This window comes from Stenotrophomonas sp. YJH_SMC_135 (genome assembly GCF_059372355.1).
This window is the reverse complement of sequence record NZ_JCAFVN010000006.1, coordinates 15,590-39,465: the sequence shown is the minus strand read 5'-3', so window position 1 is coordinate 39,465 and position 23,876 is coordinate 15,590. Positions and strand designations below refer to the sequence as shown.

The 23,876-nt window shown below is 59.5% G+C and carries 19 protein-coding genes; 5 read left to right on the top strand and 14 right to left on the bottom strand.

Annotated elements, in window-relative coordinates; translation table 11 throughout:
- Positions 1 to 1,422, bottom strand: coding sequence for a Wadjet anti-phage system protein JetA family protein (locus tag AC5P98_RS18055; RefSeq protein WP_049400904.1), 1,422 nt, complete (start codon positions 1,420 to 1,422; stop codon positions 1 to 3).
- A gap of 118 nt (positions 1,423 to 1,540) precedes the next feature.
- On the opposite strand from AC5P98_RS18055, the gene AC5P98_RS18050 reads away from it, so the two are divergent.
- The 4 genes from AC5P98_RS18050 to AC5P98_RS18035 all read left to right on the top strand — a co-directional run bounded on the left by AC5P98_RS18050 (position 1,541) and on the right by AC5P98_RS18035 (position 7,890).
- Positions 1,541 to 2,398, top strand: coding sequence for a BrxR family helix-turn-helix transcriptional regulator (locus AC5P98_RS18050; RefSeq protein ID WP_146027645.1), 858 nt, complete (start codon positions 1,541 to 1,543; stop codon positions 2,396 to 2,398).
- A 353-nt stretch (positions 2,399 to 2,751) separates the two neighbouring features.
- Positions 2,752 to 4,317, top strand: coding sequence for a hypothetical protein (locus AC5P98_RS18045; RefSeq protein ID WP_017354470.1), 1,566 nt, complete (start codon positions 2,752 to 2,754; stop codon positions 4,315 to 4,317).
- Positions 4,318 to 4,374: 57 nt separating this feature from the next.
- On the top strand, positions 4,375 to 7,131 hold the full coding sequence (locus tag AC5P98_RS18040; protein WP_017354471.1) for a caspase family protein: 2,757 nt from the start codon (positions 4,375 to 4,377) through the stop codon (positions 7,129 to 7,131).
- A gap of 273 nt (positions 7,132 to 7,404) precedes the next feature.
- The gene (locus tag AC5P98_RS18035; protein ID WP_017354472.1) at positions 7,405 to 7,890 is read left to right on the top strand and encodes a hypothetical protein; all 486 of its coding nucleotides are present in this window, start codon (positions 7,405 to 7,407) and stop codon (positions 7,888 to 7,890) included.
- 144 nt (positions 7,891 to 8,034) lie between these two features.
- On the opposite strand, the gene AC5P98_RS18030 is transcribed toward AC5P98_RS18035, so the two are convergent.
- The 9 genes from AC5P98_RS18030 to AC5P98_RS17990 all read right to left on the bottom strand — a co-directional run bounded on the left by AC5P98_RS18030 (position 8,035) and on the right by AC5P98_RS17990 (position 16,435).
- Positions 8,035 to 8,649: a flavodoxin family protein gene (locus tag AC5P98_RS18030; RefSeq protein WP_157804745.1), complete on the bottom strand. Its 615-nt coding sequence runs from the start codon at positions 8,647 to 8,649 to the stop codon at positions 8,035 to 8,037.
- A 108-nt stretch (positions 8,650 to 8,757) separates the two neighbouring features.
- Complete coding sequence (locus AC5P98_RS18025; protein ID WP_017354473.1) at positions 8,758 to 9,798, bottom strand: lipid A deacylase LpxR family protein; 1,041 nt, start codon at positions 9,796 to 9,798, stop codon at positions 8,758 to 8,760.
- Between the two features lie 543 nt (positions 9,799 to 10,341).
- A complete protein-coding gene (locus AC5P98_RS18020; RefSeq protein ID WP_017354474.1) occupies positions 10,342 to 11,061 on the bottom strand; it encodes a cation diffusion facilitator family transporter in 720 nt (239 codons plus the stop codon).
- Positions 11,062 to 11,182: 121 nt separating this feature from the next.
- The gene (gfa, locus tag AC5P98_RS18015) at positions 11,183 to 11,758 is read right to left on the bottom strand and encodes an S-(hydroxymethyl)glutathione synthase (protein WP_005413334.1); all 576 of its coding nucleotides are present in this window, start codon (positions 11,756 to 11,758) and stop codon (positions 11,183 to 11,185) included.
- Between the two features lie 56 nt (positions 11,759 to 11,814).
- Complete coding sequence (locus AC5P98_RS18010; RefSeq protein ID WP_005413335.1) at positions 11,815 to 12,924, bottom strand: S-(hydroxymethyl)glutathione dehydrogenase/class III alcohol dehydrogenase; 1,110 nt, start codon at positions 12,922 to 12,924, stop codon at positions 11,815 to 11,817.
- A 265-nt stretch (positions 12,925 to 13,189) separates the two neighbouring features.
- Complete coding sequence (locus tag AC5P98_RS18005; RefSeq protein WP_037590709.1) at positions 13,190 to 14,479, bottom strand: NAD(P)/FAD-dependent oxidoreductase; 1,290 nt, start codon at positions 14,477 to 14,479, stop codon at positions 13,190 to 13,192.
- 72 nt (positions 14,480 to 14,551) lie between these two features.
- Positions 14,552 to 15,424: a carbon-nitrogen hydrolase family protein gene (locus tag AC5P98_RS18000; RefSeq protein WP_017354476.1), complete on the bottom strand. Its 873-nt coding sequence runs from the start codon at positions 15,422 to 15,424 to the stop codon at positions 14,552 to 14,554.
- Positions 15,421 to 16,026, bottom strand: coding sequence for a GNAT family N-acetyltransferase (locus AC5P98_RS17995; protein WP_017354477.1), 606 nt, complete (start codon positions 16,024 to 16,026; stop codon positions 15,421 to 15,423). Before AC5P98_RS17995 ends, AC5P98_RS18000 begins: the two co-directional genes overlap by 4 nt.
- A 1-nt stretch (position 16,027) precedes the next feature.
- A complete protein-coding gene (locus AC5P98_RS17990) occupies positions 16,028 to 16,435 on the bottom strand; it encodes a ketosteroid isomerase-related protein (RefSeq protein ID WP_005413338.1) in 408 nt (135 codons plus the stop codon).
- 131 nt (positions 16,436 to 16,566) lie between these two features.
- Between AC5P98_RS17990 and AC5P98_RS17985 the strand changes: the two genes are divergently transcribed.
- Positions 16,567 to 17,526, top strand: coding sequence for a LysR family transcriptional regulator (locus AC5P98_RS17985; RefSeq protein WP_032966742.1), 960 nt, complete (start codon positions 16,567 to 16,569; stop codon positions 17,524 to 17,526).
- A gap of 85 nt (positions 17,527 to 17,611) precedes the next feature.
- Here AC5P98_RS17985 and AC5P98_RS17980 read toward each other — a convergent pair whose 3' ends face one another.
- The 4 genes from AC5P98_RS17980 to fghA are packed head-to-tail and all read right to left on the bottom strand — an operon-like array spanning position 17,612 to position 23,838.
- Positions 17,612 to 20,263: an excinuclease ABC subunit UvrA gene (locus AC5P98_RS17980; protein WP_032967168.1), complete on the bottom strand. Its 2,652-nt coding sequence runs from the start codon at positions 20,261 to 20,263 to the stop codon at positions 17,612 to 17,614.
- A 41-nt stretch (positions 20,264 to 20,304) separates the two neighbouring features.
- Positions 20,305 to 21,633 carry a replication-associated recombination protein A gene (locus tag AC5P98_RS17975; RefSeq protein WP_005413341.1) on the bottom strand — a complete coding sequence of 443 codons (1,329 nt, stop codon included), beginning with the start codon at positions 21,631 to 21,633 and terminating at the stop codon, positions 20,305 to 20,307.
- Positions 21,634 to 21,687: 54 nt separating this feature from the next.
- On the bottom strand, positions 21,688 to 22,992 hold the full coding sequence (locus AC5P98_RS17970; protein WP_026070508.1) for an NAD(P)/FAD-dependent oxidoreductase: 1,305 nt from the start codon (positions 22,990 to 22,992) through the stop codon (positions 21,688 to 21,690).
- A gap of 15 nt (positions 22,993 to 23,007) precedes the next feature.
- Positions 23,008 to 23,838: an S-formylglutathione hydrolase gene (fghA, locus tag AC5P98_RS17965; protein ID WP_017354482.1), complete on the bottom strand. Its 831-nt coding sequence runs from the start codon at positions 23,836 to 23,838 to the stop codon at positions 23,008 to 23,010.
- Positions 23,839 to 23,876 lie beyond the last annotated feature (38 nt).

Genomic DNA, 23,876 nt, shown 5'->3' with positions numbered 1-23,876 from the left:
TCATTTCACCTTGGTGATGTAGAAGTCCGGCATGTCCAAATACGGCCCGGCAATTCGTTCATCACCGGCGCTTTGGAAGCGATATCCAGGTAGTCGCTTTGAAATTCCTTCATGGTGCTTCTTTCCGAGGCCTGTCATTGCTTCCTGTGCGTAGGTGGACAGCGTCTGCACCATTCGAAATTGCTTGATACCGGTGATGGGAAGCTGAGACGCCCGGATCTGCCTACCTCCTCCCATGACACCCTGCAAGTACACCCTCACCTCTGTTGGCATGGCGGTACGCGCATCACGCGCACGCCTGTGCAGGTTCATCCGCGCCTCCTGCTCGGCTGTCATCTGCCGCGGAGAATCCGCGGTCCTGGGAATGGGCGGACGGGCGATGCGTGGTTGAAACAGGAGTTCACCGGAAAGCAATGCTCCGGGCCCAACGGGCATGGAGGCGTCGAAGTTCTCCGCAGCATTGACTCCGGCGATAGCCTTTTTGATCCGTCTCTCGAGCTGGCCCGGCGCGCGAAGCTGGTACTCGATCATGGCCAGCATGCGACGCTCGATATGGCGCTGATCCTGGCCCAAGCGATCGAAGTAGTCTTGCAGACGATAGACATTGCTCAATCGCCTGATCGCCTTCTCATAGACAGCCTCAGCCGTGCCTTTATCACCTTTGTAGCGTCGCTCGGCCAACCACACGATGATCCGTTCCCGATGATCCCCGTAATGGATTTCCTGAGTTAGGCTCAACACCTGCGCCTTTCGTGCGAGGGGGTGATCGGCGCCAGCCAAGTCCGCATAGTCAGCCATGACGTGCTTGGAAATGTAGTCTTCAAACAACCGACGGATAGCCGCCCCGGGGGTCGCGGACTTGAATATCTCGCGCTGCAGGGTACGCACGTTCAGACTCATGGCGGCAATCCCGGACAGAAGCGCATGGGCGCTGTCGCCGGCGTTTACGAAGTCGTCACCGTAGACATTGCTTGCAGGATCAAGCACCCGACGTAATGTGTCTTCAATGGAACGCATCTTCGCGCCCACCATCGCCGGCGTGTCTTCTGTGAAGACCTGCAAGGTGGCAAGGAAACGGCTTACCACAGCAGTCATGGACAGAGTGCGCGTGAGTCCCACCTGCTCTTCTTCGAACCAGCCATTCTCCGTGAGATGGCTCAAGTACATGTTGGCGCGAATGTTGAGCGGAGTGAGCTGGCCTACCCCCTCTTCTGCCTGCCAAGCGTCATCGTGTTCGAGGTAGTTCTCGATGAACTGCGTCAACTGCCGCCGTTCCCAGCCGGTCGCCGGGGGAACCTCAGCCTCTGGCCCGAAGAATTCTTCGTACAGACCCAAGAGCAGCCGCCAGTAGTTCTCCCGATTTGCCGAGGCCAATGGGCGAAAGAGTTGCGATGGCAGTACCTCAAACAGAGAGCTGGACACTGTGCAACTCCACAGAAGTTGGGCTATCTACTTCACATTAGCATAAACGCTAACATATCATAAACGCTAACTTAGCATCAATGCTAAGCTGCGTGTCATCTGACCCCGGCCCAGCCCCATGCCCCGCCCCCGCCCCAATCCAAACAAAAGTCCGGAAACACTTCGAGCCATCGAAACGCTGCTCCTCTGGGAGGGGCAAGTCACCAATGAGCGAGTACGCCAAGTGTTTGATCTGCATATCACCACGGTAAGTCGATTGCTAACCCAATATGCTGAACTCAATGGAGGCGGCCTTGAGTACCGAAGCCATGTGCGCGGATACGTGGCGATGTCTGGCTTCAGACCCCTCCTAACCGAAGGGCTGATCGAAGAGTACCTTGCGTTTGAGCGCCCCCAGGAAGCTACAGGCTTTATCGAGAGCTCCCAGCTTATCCTCGGCGGCGTTGAACGACGCCACTTCGCACTGCTTAATCGTGCCTGCAGAGAGGGCAAGGGGCTCGTTGGCGAGCACCGGTCCATGCGCAACCCAGCACCTCGCACCAAACGACTGTTCCCTCATGCGCTGGTGCAGGCAGGCAGGCGCTGGCATGTTCGCGCATTTGTCATCGCCGAGGACGAGGCGGAAGCCGGACGCTTCCTGGACCTGTCTATAAATCGGCTGAGCGGCTTGAAACAGCTGGCTGATCCTCGGCCAGAGCGGGCCGAGCCTAGCCAGGACGCCGCCTGGCAGACACAGGTAGAGCTGTCGATCGTCCCCCATCCGCATCTGACACCAGATCAGAAGGATATGGTGCGTATCGAGTATTTCGGAGGTAAGGCAGCCTACAGGTTAAGAACCCGTGCCGCACTACTCCAATACCGACTACATGAACTGCGCTGCGCCACCGATGCAGAGAAGGAGCCGCCGAACGAATTTCACCTCTGCGTCGACGATCCAACCGCGATCCAACCGTGGCTATTTGGCGAGCTGAATTAGCGGATGGCATGATCGTAGCCAAACTTGAGGCCCGGCACGGATACCGCGCTACCCCTGCCTGGGTAGCTACCCTACATAGGAACCGTATCAGATGGACGCCATTGGCATTCAAAGCCAATTCTCCGTCTGTACCTCAATGATCAGGTCGATGAGCCGTGCCCTCGTGTCCCTATCGATCGAGCGCCAAATGCAAACTACCGCCCCAGCTGCGGCATGGTCCGGGGCATTCAACTCTAGCCCTTCGCTTACTCGGCATTGAGGTGACCAATCCCTACCTAGGCGATTACTGATTGCCCACTTCATAAACTCATGGCACTCTGGGTTGGCATCATTCTGGTCACAGGGGGCCAGGTATGGGCAGTCTGCATCAAATCCACAGTCGCAACGGCCGTATCGGTGCCGGAACCGATACGAAGCCAGAGGATATCGACGCTATCGTCACGGCGCTTCGTAAGGACGGGCGTGGTCATTTGCTGCTTTACTTTCACGGGGGCCTGGTCGACAAGGCCGCGGGTATCGGTATTGCCCAGCGACTTGAGGGGCGCTTTTCTCAATCGGCCTATCCGGTTTTTTCCGTGTGGGAGTCGGGTTTCGTTGAAACGATCCGCAACAACCTGCGCGAGCTGCCGGATGAGCCGGTATTCAAGAATCTGGTGCGCAAGGCGCTAGAGTACGCGCTCCGCCGCTTGGGAGGTAGCAACGGCGCCCGGACCATCACGCCGGGCAACGTCGATGCAGGGAAGGTCCGCCAGGCAGTTGATACATATTGGAGCGATCCCAGTCGCAATCACGTGCCCTACCGTGATTTCAAACCTGTAGTGGGGCCCTCAGGTGCGCGTGCGGCGAGTGCGCTGATCGACGACGCCGAGATCGAAGCCGACTTGCAAACCGACAGCGAGTTTGTGGTCGCCATGCAAACCCTGCCAACCGCGTTAGACGAAGCACGCGATGCATTCATCGGGGGCGGAGCGAGCGTTCGAGATACCCCGTTCTCGCAGGCGGTATCAACGCAGGTCGCCGGGGTCGAGGGAGGCCGCGGGTTGATCGTCTGGTTCAAAGTTTCCCTTCTGGTGAAGCGCATCCTGCAGGGTGTTCTGCGTCGGTACGCGGATCAACGCGATCACGGCCTGTATGCAACGGTCGTAGAGGAAGTGTTGCGTGGTGTTCATTTTGGTGGCAGTGGACTCAATGAATGGGGCAAGGCACTCCAGTGGAACCGCATGAAGCAGGACTCACTCGATGCGTTCGGCGACGGCTCCGACCTGTATGCCGGAACTGCGCTGCTGGAGCGGCTGCGTGCCGCCCATGCCTCTGAAGGGCTGCTATCGAGGATCACTCTAGTCGGCCACAGCACTGGCGCCGTCTACATCGCCAATTGGCTTGACAAGGCATCAGAGCTTCTGCCGGCCGAGATTGCATTCGACGTCGTGTTCCTGGCGCCCGCCATCACCTACGAGCGCTTTGCCGCCACGATCACCCAACATGGCGATCGCATCCGTCACTTCCGCTTGTTTGGCATGCGCGATGAATTCGAACGGGACGATCAGGTCGTCGGAGACGACTCTAAATTTCCCAATGGGCAGGACTGGAAGCGCTTCATCTATCCCAGCTCCCTCCTCTATCTGGTGTCGGGTGTCCTCGAATCGCGCCCAAATTCCGACGGAACGCTCGTCGACGAACCGGACATGCCGCTGCTGGGCATGGAACGCTTCTTCGCTTGGCACCACATCTACTCAGATAGCAAGTTTCCCGAAATAGGTGCAGTCCGCGCGTGGCTCGGAGCTGCACCGAACCGTACGATCTGGTCCAAGTCCCAAGGACAGACAGCAGGCTTGAACAGCACAAGCATTGATCACGGAGCTTTCGACGACGACGAAGATACGCTGCTCAGCGTTGAGAGCCTCCTCGGCGGATGGTGACATCTTCGAGAGCACGCCAAAGGTGCCCTTGTGTACGCAACAGGGAGAGATGTGGACATGCCGCGAGATGATCACTACGCGATCGTGCTGACAATTAACCGTTATCCCGGCCTGAGTGACCTCCATGGACCTGAGAACGATGGCGAAGAGTTCCGGCAATGGCTCCTCGATCCGGAGTACGGCGACCTGGACACCCGACGTATCCAAGTCATACGGTCGCAGGATTATGGCGTGGCAGCGACCCCGGACGACGCAAACCCGACCGAGAAGGAGCTCAAGAAGGCGCTTAATCTATGGCTGCGCACCCCGAACGGATGGCATGACCGCATTGGACAGCGCTTGTATCTGTTCTTCGCCGGACACGGGTTCACAGCCGGTTCGGCGATTCACGACCCGGCACTATTCTCGGCCGTCGCGCAAAACGGCGACACGGCGCATATCGCCGTCCTGCGTTATGCGTCGAAAATCGCCAACGCGGGTTTCTTTGATGAAATCATCCTGGTAACGGACTGCTGCCAGGACGTACTCAAGGCGAGCCAGGTGCTCGAGCCGACTTGGACCCCGCCGGACCGGCAACGAACGGCACACGTCCGATTGTTCCAGGCGTATGGAGCGCCGCGGGGACGTCAGTCCTTTGAGCGCAACATTGGCCCGGCCGGGCAGTCTCGCGGCCTGTTCACTAGCGTCCTACTGGACGCGCTGCGCAGCGCACCGCCTGACGCCGACGGATGGGTGACGGATCGCGCCGTCGCGGACTACTTCCAGGTGCTATGGGCCGATCGCTACGAACAGGAAACCGGATACACGCCACCACTGACTCCCGCAACGAAGCGGATTCGAATATATCAGCGCCCGGCGTCGGCGCCAGCTTCCGCGCTCCCACGCCGGGTTGCCGTCGACCTGAGCCGCATCATTGCTAAATTCGCGGCCATCGACCGGCAACCGGATCCTGACATCTCACCTTACCCACCCGCGCCGCCCACCGACATGACGCCAAATGGGCAGCTACGCAGTAGCCAGCTTCGCCAGCTCGAGCATCCCATCGTGGAGCTGACCCCGGGTCTGCATCTCGTCGTTACACCAGGGAATCTACCCGACGTCGCCTTCGAGGTTCCCTACCCGGTGCTGCCAGCTGCAGGCAACACCCCTCCCGTTGCTGCACCTATCGACATGCCCGCTTTGCGAACCGACGAGGTTGCAGCGCAGCCGGTGGTGTTGAGGACGGACAATCCCAACGCGCAGATCACGGTGCTCGATGCTAGCTACGCTCGTGTCAGCATCGGTACGGGAGTGGTCTCGCTGTCCTTAGCTCCGGGACTCTACAAAGCCCTGGTGCACGTCGGGGCCGAATCGGCGCAATCGCTGTTCGTTGTTGCGGATGCGCCCCTCGACCAGCGGTTGCCCGGGCCCGAATTTTCCGCGGCTGCGCCCGTCATCGGCACGTCAACCACGCACCAAAATCAGTCCCTTCATGCCGCTGAATACTCGATGATTCCGACGGAGCCAAGCCGCGATCTCAGCGAAATCGGTGAGGTCTTTGTCTTCGCGCGCGACTCCAGTTTCAGTCCCGACGGCTCTCTAAACCCCGCGCCACCGTGGCGGCAGTGGCACCTCAGTTCCCTTGTAGGGGCAACCTTGGAGGAGCGCCTCATCCACAGTGGTACGGACGACAGGCTCGGCTACGCCTACCTCAAATTAGCAGCAACAGCTGGCAGCCTCGCACTGCGAACGGCCAGCCCTTGGGACGAGTCGAATGAAGACGGACTGGTCGTCCCGGTGATTAAGGGGTGGCGTACCGAGATCTACCTTGACTGTACCTCAGCTCCGCCAACCCCTCCGATGGTGGACACTCAGGGCGCACGAATGCTCGACTTGGCGACTGCCTCCATCCATCTGGTCCGGATGGGAAGTGCGTCACTGCTGTTCGATCCGATCGGGCTTGCGACGGAGGCGGCGCGAGCGCAGCTTACAGTCGGCCGGGAGGTGGCGGTGCCATCAACCGAGCAAGCAATGGCCAGCCCGATGTGGGCCTTGTACGCGGCCCTCGCTGCCTTCCAGCGGGGCGGGCAGCACATCGATACCGTTGGACAATGCGTTGCAGCCGTTCCTAAGGAAATCAGGGAGGGTCTATCCGATTTTGCGGTGCTCGCGCAATGGCTAGGCCTATCGAACGTGGCCCATCCGCTCCGTAACCCACCCGCGCTGGCGGCCTCATGGAGCCTTGCCTCAAAGCTGGAGGCGCGAGGCGGACTGGCCTCCGAACTGTTCGAGGAGATCGGCCAATGGCGGTCCGGTGGGAGTCTATGGACTCTCTGGCAGCGTTCAGTTGATGACCGCTGGTTGTTGCGAAATCGGCTTTCTGACCAGGCTATGGGCACTCTGAAGGGTAATGCACAGGGGATTGACGACGCGGCAACCCCGCAAGTGCTCGCCCCCGCCTGGTCACTGGACACCTGGGTTCCGGTCGAAGACGGCCTGAGGTGTCCTAATCCCACCCATAGCCCCTTCCAGCAAGCACTCCGTCGGCGTCTTCTGGATGCGCTGGCTGAGCGCCACACCGATGCCGACAGCGGCGCCTTCACCACTGTGTCGCTGCCACCCGAGTCCGATGTCTTCGCCTTGGCAGCGGAGCTCATGCTGTCGCCGATATACGCCATGGCCGCCTATAGCAAGCTGTATGCGGAAGCCCGCCGCCAATCCGACCTGGGCCCTCTCATCGAGTGGGTAACGGTGAACGGAGATGAACCCGACCCAGACTCGACAGCCACCAAGTCGAAGCGCAGCACTCACCTGCAATCAATGGACGACTACTGAGAGGCGAATCGTAAGCGCGGCCTTCACGCGAACCCCATCCAAGTATTCTTAGCGGTGTCTAGGCAAAGTTGTCCCAAGTCACTGCCGACCTGCGTTGCCAGCCCGAAGCGGTTATAGGTCAAGAATCTAGATGAGGTGCGACGCCCGGCCTACAGGATGACATCCTCCCGCGTGTTAGGCGGCTCTCAAGTAGCGCCATTTCTTGGTGGTCCTTGTGCCTTCGCTGTGGCAGTTTGCGATTCGGACCTCACACTACTCACATAGAATGCTGAAATGCCGGTAAGCGCCAATCTCGCCTACGACCTTCTCAAGACCGTGAGCAAACTGGAATTCCAGCTCCGACGGCACGGGGACTTCTTCCGGAAAGACCGGACGGGGCAACCGACGTCCGACGTGGCTTGGCGCAAGGTGCAAGAGCGCGTCCGAAAGTTGGGCGACGATTTCGCGTCAGAGGTTCCTGAGTCGGCGCGTGCGCGCCTTCTCTGTCAACGCGATGAGCGCCCCATGAAGCAGATGATTATTGAAGAGAACGGGAACTTGGTGGCCCGCTTTTGCCCCTGCCCATTGGATGCCGAATCGGATGCGGTCGCGCTGGTGGAAGCCATGCGGCAAGTCCGCAACAACCTCTTCCATGGTGGCAAAGAAGATTCGGAAGTGGATCCGTACGAAGAAGACAACGATTGGGTCTACGCCGCGACGCAGGTTGCGATTGCTCTCCAGCATGCGTTGTCTAACGGACGGCTCGACAATCGCGAATGAAACCACCTCACGAAACTCTCGGGACGGCCCTAGGCCGTTGACGAGCGTGCAGCAAGGGGCGACGCGGCGATTGGCATAGCGCTAGCTAAGGCGAGGGGTGCCGACTAAACGCAGCATTGGCCGGGGGCATTCATGGTAGGTCGGTCACATCAGATCCGTAATTCTGAGATCATCTGGGTCCGATCTTCTGAACCAGGCACGCTTGCGCGCCAAAGGCCGATGCTCGAATGATCGCGCACCTCGTCGAACTATCTCTCGCCCAAGGAGCTCAATAGCTGACTGCTTCCATGATCCTCTGGATGTAGTGACTAGTACGACCTTTTTCCCAGGGAACATGTTGCTCCTAACAAACTCCCAAGCCGGCGGCGCTGGGCAACCACGCCAGATGGGTGTTCCCAAATAGATAGCGTCATAGGGAGCTAGATCCATCCACGCGGGATTTATCCACGCGTCATCAAGACCCCCATCAGCCATAGCATTCACCCACCCGGCCAAGCCCAATGAGTAGTCAAATGCTTCGACAGCACGCAGATCGGCGTGTAACTGGTTCGCCAGATAACTAGAGGCTAAGGCGGTGTGCCCAGAGCGAGAGTAGTAGACCACCAGGGCATCGGGTAAAGGAGATCTCGATGGGGCCGGCGCCTTTAGCTTCTGAAGTTTCTCCAGCCTTCGTCGCGCTGCCCACACGACACAGCAATCAATCACCTTGATCCCAGCGGCAAGCGCGACGATGACTACGACGAGCTTGGTGATTAGCATCATTCAGTACTCTCCATCATGCACTCCCGCGTTACTTCTGTAGTCGCTCTGCGAGGTACTGCACTCAAGGACATTGCATGGTCGAACACCCGCGATCGTCGCCACCTACTATAGCGAGCGGCTAATAGTGAAGCTTCCGAACACCGGCGACTGGCGCTGGCCATAGAACTCCCGGGTGCTGTGGTAACGCGCCATTGCGAATCTCCAGCGCCCGCGCATCACCGCGATGCCGTAGCCGCCTTGGGCGACCACGTGGCGCTTGTCCACGCTGTGGCTGTTGCGGAAGGTATTGCCGTCCAGAGTGATGTCGCGGATTACCCATGCCGCGTCGGTGGTCGCAAACAAGTGCCAGGACCAGCCGCTGAGGCGGCCACCACGGGTCGGCGCGGTGTTCTCGCCGGCCGGGCGCAGCGGCGTGCTGCCGAAGTCGTCGGGCAGCTTCCAGCCGAAGCGCACTTCGCCACCGGCGTTGGCCTTGGTTTCCAGGTTGCCGATCGCACCGCCATAGTGACTGATCGCATCCCAGCCCCAGCCGCCGGCATTGACACTGGCATCGGCCGGCCAGCGGCGCATGCGCTCGTGGGTCAGCATGAACACCGGCTCGTTGTGCAGCTGGTTGTCCCAACCCTTGAACTTCTCGTCCCCTAGCGCGTCGTGCACGGCGTTCTGCACCTGCCTGCCCTGGGCCCAGGGCCCGACCACGCCCACGGCCAGCTGGGTGGTCTGCAGGCGGTCGCCGCTGCGTGCGTTGAAGCCGAAGCTGGCCAGCAGCACGCCGGCATACGGCCGGTCATCCTCGATCAGGTCGCGGCGGGTCGGGTCGGTGGGGGTGAAGATGGCCTGGCCGATGCTGAAGATCATGTTCTGCTGCTCGAACCTGCCGGGGTGCAGGCCTTCCAGGTACTGGTTCACCCAGCGCGCCATGCGCGGCAGGCACGGGTCGGCGGTGTAGTCGACCAGGTTCGGCGAGACCAGGGTCAGCTGCGCGCCGTTGGTATAGCCCTGGTCTTGGTGGCGGCCACCGAACAGGTCGTTGTCGACGCGGAAGCTGATCTGCGGCGGGTGATCGCGCATCGCGTCCGGGCCACATTGTTCGGCCGCCTGGGCCACCGGGGCTCGGGCAGCGGCCAGGAACACGAGTGCCGCCATCACAGACAACCGACTAAGCGCCAGTCTTTTCATGGGCTTGCTGCCATTTGACTCAATGTGAGGTTCAATTGAAGATCTAATGCGCTGTCGCAGTAGACCCGGAGGAAGGGGTTTGAGCCATACACCAGGCCATCAGCCGGCCGCACGCCAATTGCTTTCAAAGGCGGCGCATCCCTGCAGCAGTATCTAGCGCTCTTGGGCTCGCCAAGACGTTCGCCTGAGCAAGAGATCGTCCAGGCCCTCCCCTAGTGCCGCAACAGCCGGCGCCCCAGGTACTGACCTAGACTGAAGGGCACGTCACCTCGCTGCGAAGCAACGTCAGCCGCTCAAGATGGACGTTTCAGAATCACAGTCAGTTTGTTGATCTCTGACTGAGAGAATGGCCACCCCGCCAGCAACTCCGCATCATGTGAGGTGGGGCATATGCGCTCAGCGGGCTCGCCAGATGCGTCCAGGAATGACTCCGGTCGCAGCGAGTTTTGTGGAAGGCTCCCAATCGCAGGGCTAGCCTCCGTGCTGAGCACGGAGGCACCACCGCACTAGCTACTTACGCCGACCTATCCACGCCGAAATGGAGCTACGAAGCAATCTAATGGCCCAGACTGCGACAACCGACGCTCCGATGAGGCCTGTGACTGAGTCCAGCCACGTCACGTCCCAGATCATCCCCACGACAAGTGCAGTAATTGCGAGTGCCGTTACAGCGGTGTCCGTAGCGACGTGAAGATAGGCCGCACGAAGATTGGGACTCCTGCGCGCATCGGCCCCCTTCTCGTCAGCATGGCGCTCATGCGGAACGTGGCAGTGATCAACCGCAGCACCTTCGCGATGGTAGGCAGAATGTAGCCACCGCGCTGAGAATATATTTGTAATCAAACCCGCAACGGCGATGGCAAGCGCTTCTGAGTACTGAACAGCCTCTGGCGCATGGAGACGCTCCGTCGATTCATAGGCCATCGAAGCGGCAATCCAAAGCATGATCATCGCGCTTACGCTCGCCGCGATGAGCTCAACCGCTAGCACCCGAGCCGCGCGCTCTGGGCGGCTCTGATTCCGCTCAGCGTACCAAGCGATAGAAAGTGCGAACAGGAGTACCAGCACGTGAGAGCTCATGTGCCAGCCATCTGCGAGAAGAGCCATCGAGTTGAAGGCCCATCCTCCAGCAATTTCGACGGACATCATGACCGCAGTGAGAGTCGCGGCCTTCGTAATTGCCCGTGCGTTGCCGGTGCTCTGTACGCCCTGCAGAGTCCGCTCGTGCATTGCGTTGGGGGGAAGCAAGGACATGGTCGAAGACTCCAGGCTCTGAGCGAAAATGTATACGCCGGTGGCGTACTGTCAGGAAGTACCGCCCCTTGCATGCAAGGGGCGGCATTTACACTGCTTAGGAGAGAACGCCGCTGAGTCGTGCAGCATGCGCGGACAGCGCATCCATGAGCGGCGGGTTCAACACGTCGTACGGCTCCAGGGACAGAGCCTTCAGGCGGCTACGGACGCCGTCCATCTGTTCCGGCCTTGCGCCGCCGCCTTCGATGATCGAAGACACGAATGCGGCGAAGCGCGGTTCTTCCCAGCCCTTCTGTTCGGACAGTTCAACGTGAATGAAGTCCAGGCCGTAGAAGGCATGGGACTTGTTCTCGATGCGGCCAAACATGTGGACACCGCAGTCCTTGCACGCGTGGCGCTGGATGGTCGCAGCCGGATCGACAATCGCCAGCTTGTCGGCATTCGCCGTGATCGAAACGGTATCGCGGGGAACGACACCGACCACGGAGAAGATGGCGCCTTCCGGCTTCCAGCACTTGGTGCAACCACAGGCATGGTTGTGGGCCACATTGCTTGCGACGGAGATCTCAACCGGCTTGTCAGAGCACAGGCACTTCAGCGTGCCGCCCTTGAAGCCGGCGGTTCCGGCAACGACGCCGGAATCGACCGAGGGATGGATAGTTTGGTGTTGCATGGACTTAAACTCCTATTGTTGGAAGTGCAGCACCGGTTGCCCGGTGCTGCGGTGCATCAGTAGTTGATGACAGTACGAATGGACTTGCCTTCGTGCATGAGTTCGAAGGCTTCGTTGATTGCTTCCAGGCCCATCGTATGGGTCACGAACGGAGCCAGATCGATCTCACCCCGCATGGCGTCTTCGACCATGCCAGGCAGCTGGCTACGGCCCTTCACACCACCGAAGGCGCTGCCAATCCAGCGACGACCGGTCACGAGCTGGAACGGACGGGTGGAGATCTCCTGACCAGCACCGGCCACACCGATGACAACGCTCTGGCCCCAGCCGCGGTGTGCACACTCCAGCGCCGAACGCATCACATTGACGTTGCCGATGCACTCGAAGCTGTGATCGACGCCCCAGCCGGTCATCTCAACGATGACTTCTTGAACCGGACGGTCGTAATCCTTCGGGTTCACGAATTCGGTTGCGCCGAACTGCTTGGCCAACTCGAACTTGGACGGGTTGGTGTCCACTGCGATGATGCGACCAGCCTTCGCCTGACGAGCACCCTGGATCACCGCCAGGCCGATGCCACCGAGGCCGAACACGGCCACGCTGTCACCTTCCTGCACCTTGGCCGTGTTGTGCACCGCACCAATGCCAGTGGTGACACCGCAACCGAGCAGGCAGACGTGCTCCGGATTCGCTTCCGGATTGATCTTGGCCAGAGAGACTTCGGCCACGACGGTGTACTCGCTGAAGGTCGAGCAGCCCATGTAGTGATACAGCGGCTGGCCGTTGTAGCTGAAGCGGCTGGTGCCATCAGGCATCACACCCTTACCCTGGGTGGCGCGTACGGCAACGCACAGGTTGGTCTTGCCGCTCTTGCAGAACAGACACTCACCGCATTCTGCGGTGTACAGCGGGATGACGTGATCGCCGGGCTTCACACTGGTCACGCCCTCGCCCACTTCGACAACGATGCCGGCGCCTTCATGGCCCAGCACCACCGGGAACAGGCCTTCAGGGTCATTGCCCGACAGGGTGAATGCGTCGGTATGGCAGACACCAGTGCTGGTGATCTTCACCAGTACTTCGCCCTTCTTCGGCGGAGCAACATCGATTTCGACGATCTCGAGCGGTTGACCGGGACCGAATGCAACGGCTGCACGGGATTTCATGTGAGTTCTCCTTGGGTGTAACGAGATAAGTGCGACAACGGTCTTTGGGGCGAGCTTGATCAGTGGTACATCGGGCGCGCCGCCCCTGGCGCCGGCTCTAGAACGCGTTTCAATCAGGTCGAATGCGCCTACAGCATTCTTCTTAGCGAGCTGTTGGGACCAAGTATTGGACTTCGATGGATTGCTGTATATGGAACAGATTGGATTTCATAATTCCTTGCGTTGGAATTGTTGACTCGCAGCTCCGCCCCTCAGCTCGCCCGCATCAATGCAACTTGAGGCGAGGCTCCGTACTCCGTCCCAATGCGTCTGCCAGCATGCGCGCAACCACCCGGCGTGTACCGAACAGGCTCCTCTGGTGCATGCGATACAGTGAGATGTAGAACATCCTGGCCAGCCAGCCCTCGACCTTGAATGACCCCATGAGGTTACCCATCAGCGTGCCAACGGCGCCCTCCCTCGACAGGGACACCAGCGATCCATAGTCTCGATAGGTGAAGCTGGGCAGCGGGCGTCCCTCGATACGGCGGGTAATCGCCTGCGCAAGGAAGTGAGCCTGCTGATGAGCGGCCTGTGCCCTGGGGGGAACGTTTGTACCGCTGTGTCCATTCGGGCAGGCTGCACAATCCCCGAATGCGAAGATGTTCGGATCCTGCGTTGTCTGCAGCGTTTCAGATACCTCGAGCTGGTTGATGCGATTGGTCTTTAGGTTCCCGAGGGATGCAAGGAAGACGGGAGCACGGATGCCCGCCGCCCATACCTTCAGCCTCGCAGCAACCTTGATGCCATTGGCGAGTTGCAGGCCCTCTTCATCCACTAGGGTCACAGCCGAGCCACACATGACACGAACGCCTTCATGTACAAGTCGCTCGGCGACCGGCAGGCTCACGCGCTCTGGCAGAGCTGGCAGCACTCGCGGACCAGCCTCGATAAGCGTGATTTTCAGATTCTCGGGAGAGATCTTGTCCAGCCCATAAGCGCTAAATTGCCTTGCAGCATCACGCAGCTCGGCCGCCAGCTCGACACCGGTGGCGCCGGCGCCGACGATCGCAACCTCCAGTGTTTCTGACTTGCCGCGCGCTTGCGCGCCCATGTACTCGCTCAGCAGCCGCTTCTGGAAAGCAATGGCGGCATCGGGATCGTCCAGGAACAGGCAATGATCCGCTGCACCGGGAGTTCCAAAGTCGTTCGTTCCGCTACCCACGCTGATCACCAGGGTGTCGTAGGAGATCGAGCGACGGGGCGCAATAACGTTGCCCTCCTCATCGTACAGTGGGGCAAGCTCGATCTTTCTGGACTTCTGATCCAAACCCGTCATCCGCCCCAACTGAAACTGGAAGTGATTCCAGCTAGCCTGGGCGAGATAGTTGAGCTCACTTTCTGCGGCATCCAACGCGCCTGAGGCAACCTCGTGAAGAAGTGGCTTCCACAGATGCGTCATCCGAGCATCGACAAGAGTGACTTTTGCTCGCCCTGAGCGCCCGAGCTTCCGGCCCAGCTGCGTAGCCAGCTCCAGCCCTCCGGCCCCACCACCAACAATGACAATACGATGCATTTTGATTCCCCAGGTATTTGAGTTGCCAGCGACGCCCACGAGCACTTCATGGCTCAGGCATCTAGACGTTGGTTAGTTCAGGACCTCAACGGAATGGAAGCGGAGCTGACCATCCCAATCCTTGTCGACGGCTACCTGCGCTCGTGCACGGCTTGCTTCGAGCGCTGCGAAGTCAATGTCAGCAATCGCCCACTCCTGATCGTCGGAGGTCGCTGCGAGCACGCCGTCACTGGGGAAGCCATGGTCCATCGGTGAGAGGATCATTGCTTCACCGGTGTTGACATCAAGCGCTTCACTCCAGTCGGCGACGCCGGCGGTGACCGCCTTTGCCACGAACATCCGATTCTCAAGCGCTCGCGCTCGGCACCCAACATCGACACGGGTGGCACCGGCGTCGGTGTCGGTGCAACTTGGCACCAACAGCAAGCGCACCCCTGCCTCCTGCTGGAGGCGAACAGGAAGCGGAAATTCGCTGTCATAGCAAACCGCAATCCCGACACGCTTTCCGTCCTGCTCAAACGCCGCGATGCGATCGCCAGGCTCGATGACAACTGCCTGCTTCTCGAAGCCAGTAAGCTGAAGCTTGTCCTGCCATCCGCTGCGACCATCAGCTGTGAACCACCAGGCACGGTTGCGATACATCCCATGGGATGTTGCGGTGAGGAACGTTCCTGCCTGGATGGTCATTCCCAGTTCGACAGCCAAGGTGCTATAGAGCTCACACCATGCGCTCTGATAGATCTGGAGCGACTCCAGGGTGGACCTCAGGCTAAGCTGAAGAGCTTCTGGAAGAGTCGAACCCAGTTCCAGCGACAGGTATTCCGGAAGTACTGCAAGCTCAACTCCTTGTTCCCTTGCGTCATTCAGAATTCGGCGCTGGCGCGCAGCGAACTCGGCAAAGGTCTTCGGACGACCGATCACGTACTTAGCTGCTGCAATCTTCATGTAACGTCCTCCAAGGAACGGAGCCAAAGTGAAAGTGTCTGCTCGGTTTCGTGCGTGGCCCCATGCTGCCGCCAGGGAAGAGCGACCTTCATCGCGCTCTGTTGTGCATACCCACGGCGAGTCCAGAAGCCTTCATTGCTTCGATATCCAGGTGGCCTAAGCGGATCAGTCTCCGACCGAACCACCGACGCGAAAGAAGACCACTTGAAGCCCTTTCGTCGGGCTTGCTCCTCTCTTCGATCAAAGAAGACGTGGCCCAAGCCAGCTCCTCTGTACTCCGGCCTCAGTACGGACTCCCCGCAGTAGAAGACTTCTTCTGGCCGGGGACCGTGCTCCTGGAAGGGACGAATGAAAGCGGCATCGGCGCTCAACAAAGGAAGGCCAGTCGATGCACCTACAACGTCCCTTCCATCCCTGGCCAGGACAACGATGCCCCCGTCAGACGTCGCATAGTTGCGGAGGTAGTGACGCTCATAGTCCATGTCTCCTTCGTACAGGTAGGGATAGCTACTGAATATCTCGATCCGCAGCTGAGCGACGCGATCGAGCCAGTCCTCGATTTCGGTGCCGACCAGTACCTCTACTCGCACGTTGGTAGCCATTTCAGGGCGCCTTGTGGACCTGGGAAATCCAGTCCTCCAGGTTGTAGTAGTTGGTAACGCGCGCAATCTTTCCATCACGGATGTCAAAGAACGCGCCACCGGGAAGAACATAGATCTGCCCTGCCGCTGCAGGGAGACCTTCGTCCGTGTGGTGGTAGAGTCCGTGCACCACGTACTCCGCGCCGGCACGCGCACCATCGCTGCTGTACATCACCACGATGTCGTGAAGCTGCTCGCTGTAGCAGGAATCCATGCGGCTCAGGAACGCGCGGAATGCGTCGATCCCTACTTCGCGATTCCCCTGATTTAGATCGTGCACAACGTCATCAGTGAGCATCGAGAGCATCGCGTCGCGATCACCGCGGTTGAATGCCTGGTAGTACTCTTCGATGTAGTTGAACTTGCTCATCAGGTTCTCCGGTCAGGTGAGGGTGTGGAGGAATTCTGGAGACCTGGAGAATTGTTGTATATGGAATTGATAGGATTTCATAATTCCCTAAAATGGAATAATATGAGCCCAACGACCACGGGGGCCTTGAGATGAACAGCGAGCTGGATCTTCTAAAGACGTTTAGGGCCGCGGCTGAGGCGCCGAGCTTTCGTGAGGCCGCTGTTCGACTGGGAAGCTCTCCTCAGGCCATCACCCGAGCGATACAGGCCCTTGAAAGTCATTACGGGGAGCTGTTGTTCCACCGAAGCACACGCCAGGTTCGCATCACGGCCTTTGGGGAGGATCTCTTACATCAGCTGCGGCCGGCGCTTGAGGGCTTAGACAAGCTGTGGCGCCCGCGAACCAAGGCGACGGCCTCACAGATTGTGGGCACAGTCCGAATTAGTGCCCCTCACAGCATGGGCTCCAGGGCAGTTCTTGCCGCCTTGGATACAGTGACCCAAAGTCACCCGGGAATTGTCTTGGACGTTCGCTTAAGCGATCGGGTTGCAGACGCTGTCGATGAAGGGATCGATGTCGGAATCCGCGTCGGCTTCATGCGTGATAGCAGATTCATTGCGAAGAAGGCAGGAGAGATGCGACTGCACATCGTTGGCTCCCCCGCACTTGTAGAGAGAATCGGAGCACCAGCGGAGACTAGCGAGCTCTCGCGGTTTCCACTGGTTGCGTCGGTGGACATCAATACAGGCAGGCCCTGGCCCTGGTACCTGGCTGGAGGCGTACAGGTGGCGCCGACAGCACCGGCCTTCATTGCAGACAATGCCGACATGGAGATGGCAGGGGTCATTGCGGGCTTGGGGTTTGCCCAACTTGCTGATTACATGGCTGCCCCACTCATTCAGTCAGGTGTTCTGCAGCGTGTGATGGAAGAATTCGATCCTGCCCCGTGGGGCTTGTACGTCTATCGGCCACAACGCGGCCCAGTCTCACCTCGCGTCAGAGTAGTTTTCGATGCACTCCATTCCGCCGTCGGAGCACTACCGAGCCTTATGCAGATGACGCCCTCCCCCACCTCGGCCCTAACGCCATCCAAAGCAGGGAAGCGCTAACGCCGAGTCGCTTGGCCGCTCTCTGATACGGGATCTGGCCACCATGAGCGCCAGGGACGCTCATGGTGGCCAGAAGAGCGTCGGGTCAACCCGCGCGGGCGAGTTCCTCAGCCAAGAAGGGGGCGGTACGGCTTCTCTTCACGCGAGCGACCTGTTTTGGAGTTCCTGCCGCCACGATCTGCCCGCCCGCGTCACCGGCACCTGGACCCACGTCGATTACCCAATCCGCCTGAGCAACGGCACGCATGTCGTGCTCGATCATGACCACCGTATTGCCGGAATCAACGAGCCGCTGGAGCTGCACAAGCAGCCTATCCGCGTCCGAGGCATGGAGGCCCGTAGTAGGTTCATCCAGGACATACAGTGTCCGCCCGCGCTGGCTCCGTTGAAGCTCTGTGGCCAGCTTGATTCGCTGCGCTTCACCACCCGATAGCTCGGTAGCCGGCTGGCCCAGTCGAAGGTATCCAAGGCCGATCTCCTTCAGCAACTGAAGTGGGCGAGCGATCGCGTCCTCATCGCCAAAGAATTCACGTGCATCCTCCACAGTCATCCGCAGAACGTCTGCAATGTTCTTACCGTTCCAAAGCACCTTCAGCGTAGCCTCGTTGTATCGCGCACCGTGGCACGTTGGGCACGGTGCATAGACGCTAGGCATAAACAGCAGCTCGACGCTCACGAATCCCTCCCCTTCGCACGTCTCACAACGTCCCTTGGCCACGTTGAAGGAGAATCGACCTGCGTCGTAACGTCGACGCCGCGCATCTGGTGTTGCGGCAAAAAGCTTTCGAACATGATCGAAAAGGCCGGTGTAAGTCGCGAGATTCGATCGCGGCGTCCGTCCGATTGGCTTCTGATCAACCTGGACGAGACGCTGAATAGCATCGACATCTCCGCCGAGGTGTCCCCCTGTCGTCTCGATGACGGTTGGCCCGTCTGCTGCCCCCGTTTCCACCGCGTCGTCCTCAGGCTCGTGCCCAAGTTGAAGCATCATCAGCTCCGGCAACGCCTGGGCGACGAGGCTGGACTTGCCCGATCCCGAAATCCCGGTCACCGCGGTGAGGATGCCCAAAGGTATCTTTGCATCAATGCGCTTCAGGTTGTGACGCTGGATGCCCTGAAGTTCCAGCCAACCACTCGCTTGACGCTCTTGGCCACTAGGGGGCGGGACCTTGTCAAAGAGGTACAACGCGGTACGTGACTCGTCGATGTCACGAAGACCATCCGGCTCTCCACTGTAGAGCACTTTGCCGCCCCGCTCTCCCGCCTCAGGCCCAACATCCACCAACCACTGGGCACGGCGCATCAGCTCCAGATCGTGCTCCACAACAAATACGGAATTACCACCGTCGCGGAGGCGGTCCAAGGCGTCATAGAGAGCCTGGCTGTCGGAGGGATGAAGGCCTGCCGACGGCTCGTCCAACACGTACACCACGCCAAAGAGCAGCGAGCTCAACTGCGTGGCGAGTCTCAATCGCTGCAACTCGCCAGCGGACAATGTCGGCGTAGCGCGATCCAAAGTTAGATAACCAAGCCCAAGGCCACGCAACTGACTGATTCGGCTCATCACTCCACTAGCGAGGCGCTGCGCGGCCAGGCGCTTCTCCTCCGACAGCGCTGAGGTGCGGCGGACGTCAGGAGACACCGCGTGGACCGCCCGCCCACTGGCCGCCCTATCGGCGCGATCACGACGGGTGGCCTCCTTGTTCGCCTTCCCCCCGCCAGCATGAGCACTGAAGTCTCCTCGAGAAATGGGCTCGAGCAGGGACGCCAGTTGGTCAAGAGGCATCTGCATGAATTGACCAATGTCCACACCCGCAAATGTCACTGACAGCGACTCTGCCTTAAGGCGCTTGCCATGGCAGGTGGGACAAAGCTTTCCCTCCATGTATCGCGATACGCGGCGCCTCATCAGGGCACTTTGCGTGTTAGCAAACGTGTGCAGGACATACCTACGGGCGCCAGTGAAGGTTCCCATGTAGCTTGGCTCAGTCTTACGCTTCAGGGCCGCACGCGTCTCCGCTGGCGTGAACCCAGCATAGACCGGCACAGTGGGCGACTCCTCGGTAAACAGAATCCAATCGCGGTCCTTCTTGGGAAGGTCCTTCCAAGGTCTATCAATGTCGTAGCCCAGCGTCACCAGAATGTCGCGAAGGTTCTGCCCGTGCCATGCAGGTGGCCACGAAGCAATGGCACGCTCACGGATGCTCAGCTTTGGATCCGGCACCATGAGGGCCTCTGTCACCTCGTACACATGGCCAAGGCCATGGCAGGTCGCGCATGCGCCCTGGGGAGTATTGGGTGAGAAGTCCTCGGCATAGAGCATAGGCTGATCAGCCGGATATGCTCCCGCGCGGGAATACATCATACGAATGAGGCTGGATAGCGTGGTGACGCTACCCACCGAAGATCGCGCATTGCTGGCACCACGCTGCTGCTGCAGTGCTACCGCTGGCGGGAGTCCATCGATGGAGTCAACATCAGGGACGCCTGCTTGATCGATTAGGCGTCGAGCATAGGGAGCAACGGACTCAAAGTACCTCCTTTGAGCTTCCGCATAGATTGTCCCGAATGCAAGAGATGACTTCCCGGAACCGGATACACCGGAAAAGACGACCAGTGCGTTGCGAGGAATTGAGACATCAACGTCTCTAAGGTTGTTCTCACGCGCACCGCGCACCTCTACAAGGCCGCTTGCTGCGACACTGCAGGAAGCTTCACCGAATGTGGCGTTTGGCATGTGCATGTCTCTGTAGGTTGTAGACGTTAAGTTCAGCTGGATCACTGGCCCGAAGAGGGATCGGCTTCGGTTTGCGATGCCTCTTCATCCAAGGCTCGCTGCCATGCCTGTCTCTCAGCCAAGGCGCGCTCAGCTCCCCGATCAGTGGGCCGATACCAGTTCGGCCTCTCCACACCCTCCGGCAGGTACGTCTGTCCAGCTGCGTAGCCGTCTGGCTCATGATGCGCGTAGCGATATGCTTGTCGATACCCCATCTGCCTCATAAGCTTCGCTGGAGCATTCCGAAGATGCATGGGAACTGGTAATGATCCGTGCTCCTTGACGAAGGCCCTTGCTAGATCCCAAGCCGCATAGGACGCATTCGACTTGGGGGAGAGCGCCAGATAGGTCGCAGCCTGGGCCAAGACAATTTCACCTTCAGGAGAGCCAAGTCGCTCATACGCCTGCGCAGCGTGGATGGCCAAGTGCAGAGCGCCCGGATCAGCATTTCCGATATCTTCGCTTGCCATAACAATCATTCGACGTGTGACCTGGCTCACGTCCCCGCCCCCATCCAGAATGCGCGCTAGCCAGTAGAGGGAGGCGTCGGGATCAGAGCCACGCAGTGATTTGTGAAACGCGGAGAGCTGCCAATAGAACTCGTCCCCACCCTTATCGAATCGACGCAGTGACGGGCTGGTGGAGCGCTTGGCAAACTCAAGATCCACCTCTTCCACCCGCTTCTCAGAGGCCGCAGTTGAGACCTGCTCGAGAAGATTCAGGAATCTGCGGCCATCACCATCAGCGAAGCCCTTCAGCAGCTGCAATGCGGGATCGGAGAGGTCAACGCCTCGCAAGTGAGGTCTGGCGCGTTCGTAGAGCTTCTCAAGATCTGCGTCAGACAGAGGCTCAAGTGTGTACACCTGCGCGCGCGAAAGCAGCGCCGAGTTAACGGCCAGTCCTGGATGCTCTGTGGTGCCGCCCACCAGCGTGAGTAGCCCTGATTCAACGTGAGGTAGCAGCGCATCCTGCTGGGCCTTGTTGAACCGGTGAATTTCGTCGACGAAAAGCACCGTGGAGCGACCGCGTACGTCGAGTTCGGCCCGCGCATCATCAATGGCCTGCCTGATGTCCTTTACCCCGGCGAGTACGGCGGAGATCGCAATGAAGTGACTGTCAGTCACCATCGCTGCGAGGCGCCCCAGGGTGGTCTTACCGACGCCCGGGGGCCCCCACATGATGAAGGAGTGCAGACTTCTTGCTTCAAAGGCAAGACGCAAAGGCTTCCCCGGCCCCAGCAGGTGCTGCTGCCCAACAAACTCGTCGAGAGACTTCGGTCGTAGCAGTTCGGCCAGTGGTGCCCTTGGTTTCGCTGTGAATAGATCTGCCAAGGTGTTCTCCTTCGGGAAGTCAGTTGCGAGTGTGCATTCAGAGCGTCTTGGCCCCTATTTCAGCTTCCCATCCAATGAGCCGCTTGTGGCATTGCTTGCTTTTTCACGGAGGATGATGCGAGCCCCTCTGTATCCAACGCTGTGATTCCATACCCAGCTCATTGCGACGCTCAGGCGATTTCGCACTCCGATAAGGAAGTAGATGTGAGCGAGCTTCCAGATCCACCATGCGATTCCTCCGCTCAGCTTTAGCTTCCCCATATCGATTACTGCAAGGCTGCGTCCAATCGTGGCGAGGTTGCCCTGGTGCCGGTACTTGAATGCAGCGGTCCTCCGCGCCCCTGTTATCAGCCCTTCAATCTGGCCCGCGACGTACTTGCCTTGCTGCTTGGCCGCCGGCGCGATTCCAGGAACGGTCTTTCCGTCCGCAGTGGCTGATGAAGCAGTGTCCCCGATCACGAAAATGTTGGGGGAACCAGGCACCGTTAGATCAGGGCCGACGATTGCGCGCCCCGCCCGATCTGATTCGGTGTCGAGCCAACGTGCGGCTGGAGACGCCTGAACTCCCGCTGCCCAGACGATTGTGGATGCCGCCAGCTTCTTGCCATTGAGCATCACCCCATCAGAGGCGCACTCGGTGACAGGGGCCCCCAACAAAACGGATACCCCAAGCTTCTCGAGGGCGCGCCTCGTGTACTCGGAGAGCTTTTCAGGAAAGACGGGGAGCAGCCGCGGACCCGCCTCAATGAGAAATACCCGGGTTTTGCTGGGATCAACTGACCGAAAGTCATCCTGCAGCGTGCCACGCGCCAGCTCCGCGATGGTTCCGGCAAGCTCGACACCTGTAGGCCCACCACCAATGATCACAAAGGTTTGAAGGGCCTCTCGAACCTCGGGATCATTGCAGAGCTCCGCTTGCTCGAACGCGCTCAAGATCCTGCCTCGAATGGTTGTTGCATCCTCCAGGCTCTTCAGGCCTGGAGCGTACTTCGACCATTCGTCATGCCCAAAGTAGGCATGTGTTGCTCCCGTAGCGAGCACAAGGGTGTCGTAAGGGTATCGAGTGCCGTCCTGAAGGATCACTTGGCGGGCAGCTTTATCCACACCCTCGACCTCCGCCATGAGGGTTCTGACCTCCGGGCGGTCACGGAACAGATAGCGGATCGGCCATGCGATCTCCGACGGTGACAGTGACGCACCAGCCACCTGGTAGAGCAGCGGCTGGAACAAGTGATAGTTCCGCCGGTCAATGATTGTTACATCGACATCCACTCCTTCAAGGTGCGTGGCGGCCTCCAGTCCGCCGAAGCCCGCCCCAACGATCACAACTTGATGACGATTTCTGGAGGTCTTGATCACGGCAGCACTCCTTGGTTAGGTGTTCAGCGCCGATGCGTGGTGCTTGAGATGATCGGCAATGAAGCTGGAGATGAAGTAGTAGCTATGGTCGTAACCATCGCGAAGGTTCAGCGAAAGCGGATGATTCACCTTGGCGCATGCATCTTGAAGCAGTTCGGGGCGGAGCTGATTCTGCAAGAAATCATCGCTGAGCCCTTGATCCACGAGCAGGGGCAGGCGCTCCTTTGCATCTGCAATCAGCTCCACGGCGTCATACTGCCGCCACTGCTCCTGATCTCCCCCCAAGTAGGCCGAAAACGCCTTCTGGCCCCAAGGAGCCTGGGTGGGTGCCACGATCGGAGAGAAGGCGGATACGCTGCGATAGCGACCTGGATTTCGCAAAGCGATGACCAAGGCACCGTGGCCGCCCATTGAGTGGCCGCTAATTGAGCGAGCCTGGCTAACAGGGAAGTTCTTCTCAACGAGAGCAGGCAGCTCACTTACAACGTAGTCATACATGCGGTAGTGGTCGGACCACGGTGCCTCGGTGGCATTGACGTAGAACCCCGCACCTTGGCCGAGATCGTAAGCTGGATCATCCGCGACGGACTCTCCGCGCGGACTTGTATCCGGAGCAACGATGGCAATGCCATGCTCAGCAGCGAGCTGCTGCACTGCAGACTTGGTGATGAAGTTCTGCTCTGTGCACGTCAGGCCAGAGAGCCAGTAGAGAACAGGTACCGGGCCGCTGGACGCCTGCGGAGGGAGATAGACTCCAAACTTCATGGTGCAACCAAGGCTGGATGATTCATGCTGGTAGACGTCCTGCCATCCACCGAAGCTTGCGTGACGCTCAATGCGTTCCATTGTTCTTTCCTCTGAGTTGAATTTGATAGGCCATCTAT

Excerpts from the sequence above, each read along its gene's own strand:
- AC5P98_RS18050 (WP_146027645.1), top strand. The coding sequence starts at position 1,541 with ATGCCCCGCCCCCGCCCCAATCCAAACAAAAGTCCGGAAACACTTCGA.
- AC5P98_RS18045 (WP_017354470.1), top strand. The coding sequence starts at position 2,752 with ATGGGCAGTCTGCATCAAATCCACAGTCGCAACGGCCGTATCGGTGCC.
- AC5P98_RS18040 (WP_017354471.1), top strand. The coding sequence starts at position 4,375 with ATGCCGCGAGATGATCACTACGCGATCGTGCTGACAATTAACCGTTAT.
- AC5P98_RS18035 (WP_017354472.1), top strand. The coding sequence starts at position 7,405 with ATGCCGGTAAGCGCCAATCTCGCCTACGACCTTCTCAAGACCGTGAGC.
- AC5P98_RS18030 (WP_157804745.1), bottom strand. The coding sequence starts at position 8,649 with ATGCTAATCACCAAGCTCGTCGTAGTCATCGTCGCGCTTGCCGCTGGG.
- AC5P98_RS18025 (WP_017354473.1), bottom strand. The coding sequence starts at position 9,798 with ATGGCGGCACTCGTGTTCCTGGCCGCTGCCCGAGCCCCGGTGGCCCAG.
- AC5P98_RS18020 (WP_017354474.1), bottom strand. The coding sequence starts at position 11,061 with ATGCACGAGCGGACTCTGCAGGGCGTACAGAGCACCGGCAACGCACGG.
- gfa (WP_005413334.1), bottom strand. The coding sequence starts at position 11,758 with ATGCAACACCAAACTATCCATCCCTCGGTCGATTCCGGCGTCGTTGCC.
- AC5P98_RS18010 (WP_005413335.1), bottom strand. The coding sequence starts at position 12,924 with ATGAAATCCCGTGCAGCCGTTGCATTCGGTCCCGGTCAACCGCTCGAG.
- AC5P98_RS18005 (WP_037590709.1), bottom strand. The coding sequence starts at position 14,479 with ATGCATCGTATTGTCATTGTTGGTGGTGGGGCCGGAGGGCTGGAGCTG.
- AC5P98_RS18000 (WP_017354476.1), bottom strand. The coding sequence starts at position 15,424 with ATGAAGATTGCAGCAGCTAAGTACGTGATCGGTCGTCCGAAGACCTTT.
- AC5P98_RS17995 (WP_017354477.1), bottom strand. The coding sequence starts at position 16,026 with ATGGCTACCAACGTGCGAGTAGAGGTACTGGTCGGCACCGAAATCGAG.
- AC5P98_RS17990 (WP_005413338.1), bottom strand. The coding sequence starts at position 16,435 with ATGAGCAAGTTCAACTACATCGAAGAGTACTACCAGGCATTCAACCGC.
- AC5P98_RS17985 (WP_032966742.1), top strand. The coding sequence starts at position 16,567 with ATGAACAGCGAGCTGGATCTTCTAAAGACGTTTAGGGCCGCGGCTGAG.
- AC5P98_RS17980 (WP_032967168.1), bottom strand. The coding sequence starts at position 20,263 with ATGCCAAACGCCACATTCGGTGAAGCTTCCTGCAGTGTCGCAGCAAGC.
- fghA (WP_017354482.1), bottom strand. The coding sequence starts at position 23,838 with ATGGAACGCATTGAGCGTCACGCAAGCTTCGGTGGATGGCAGGACGTC.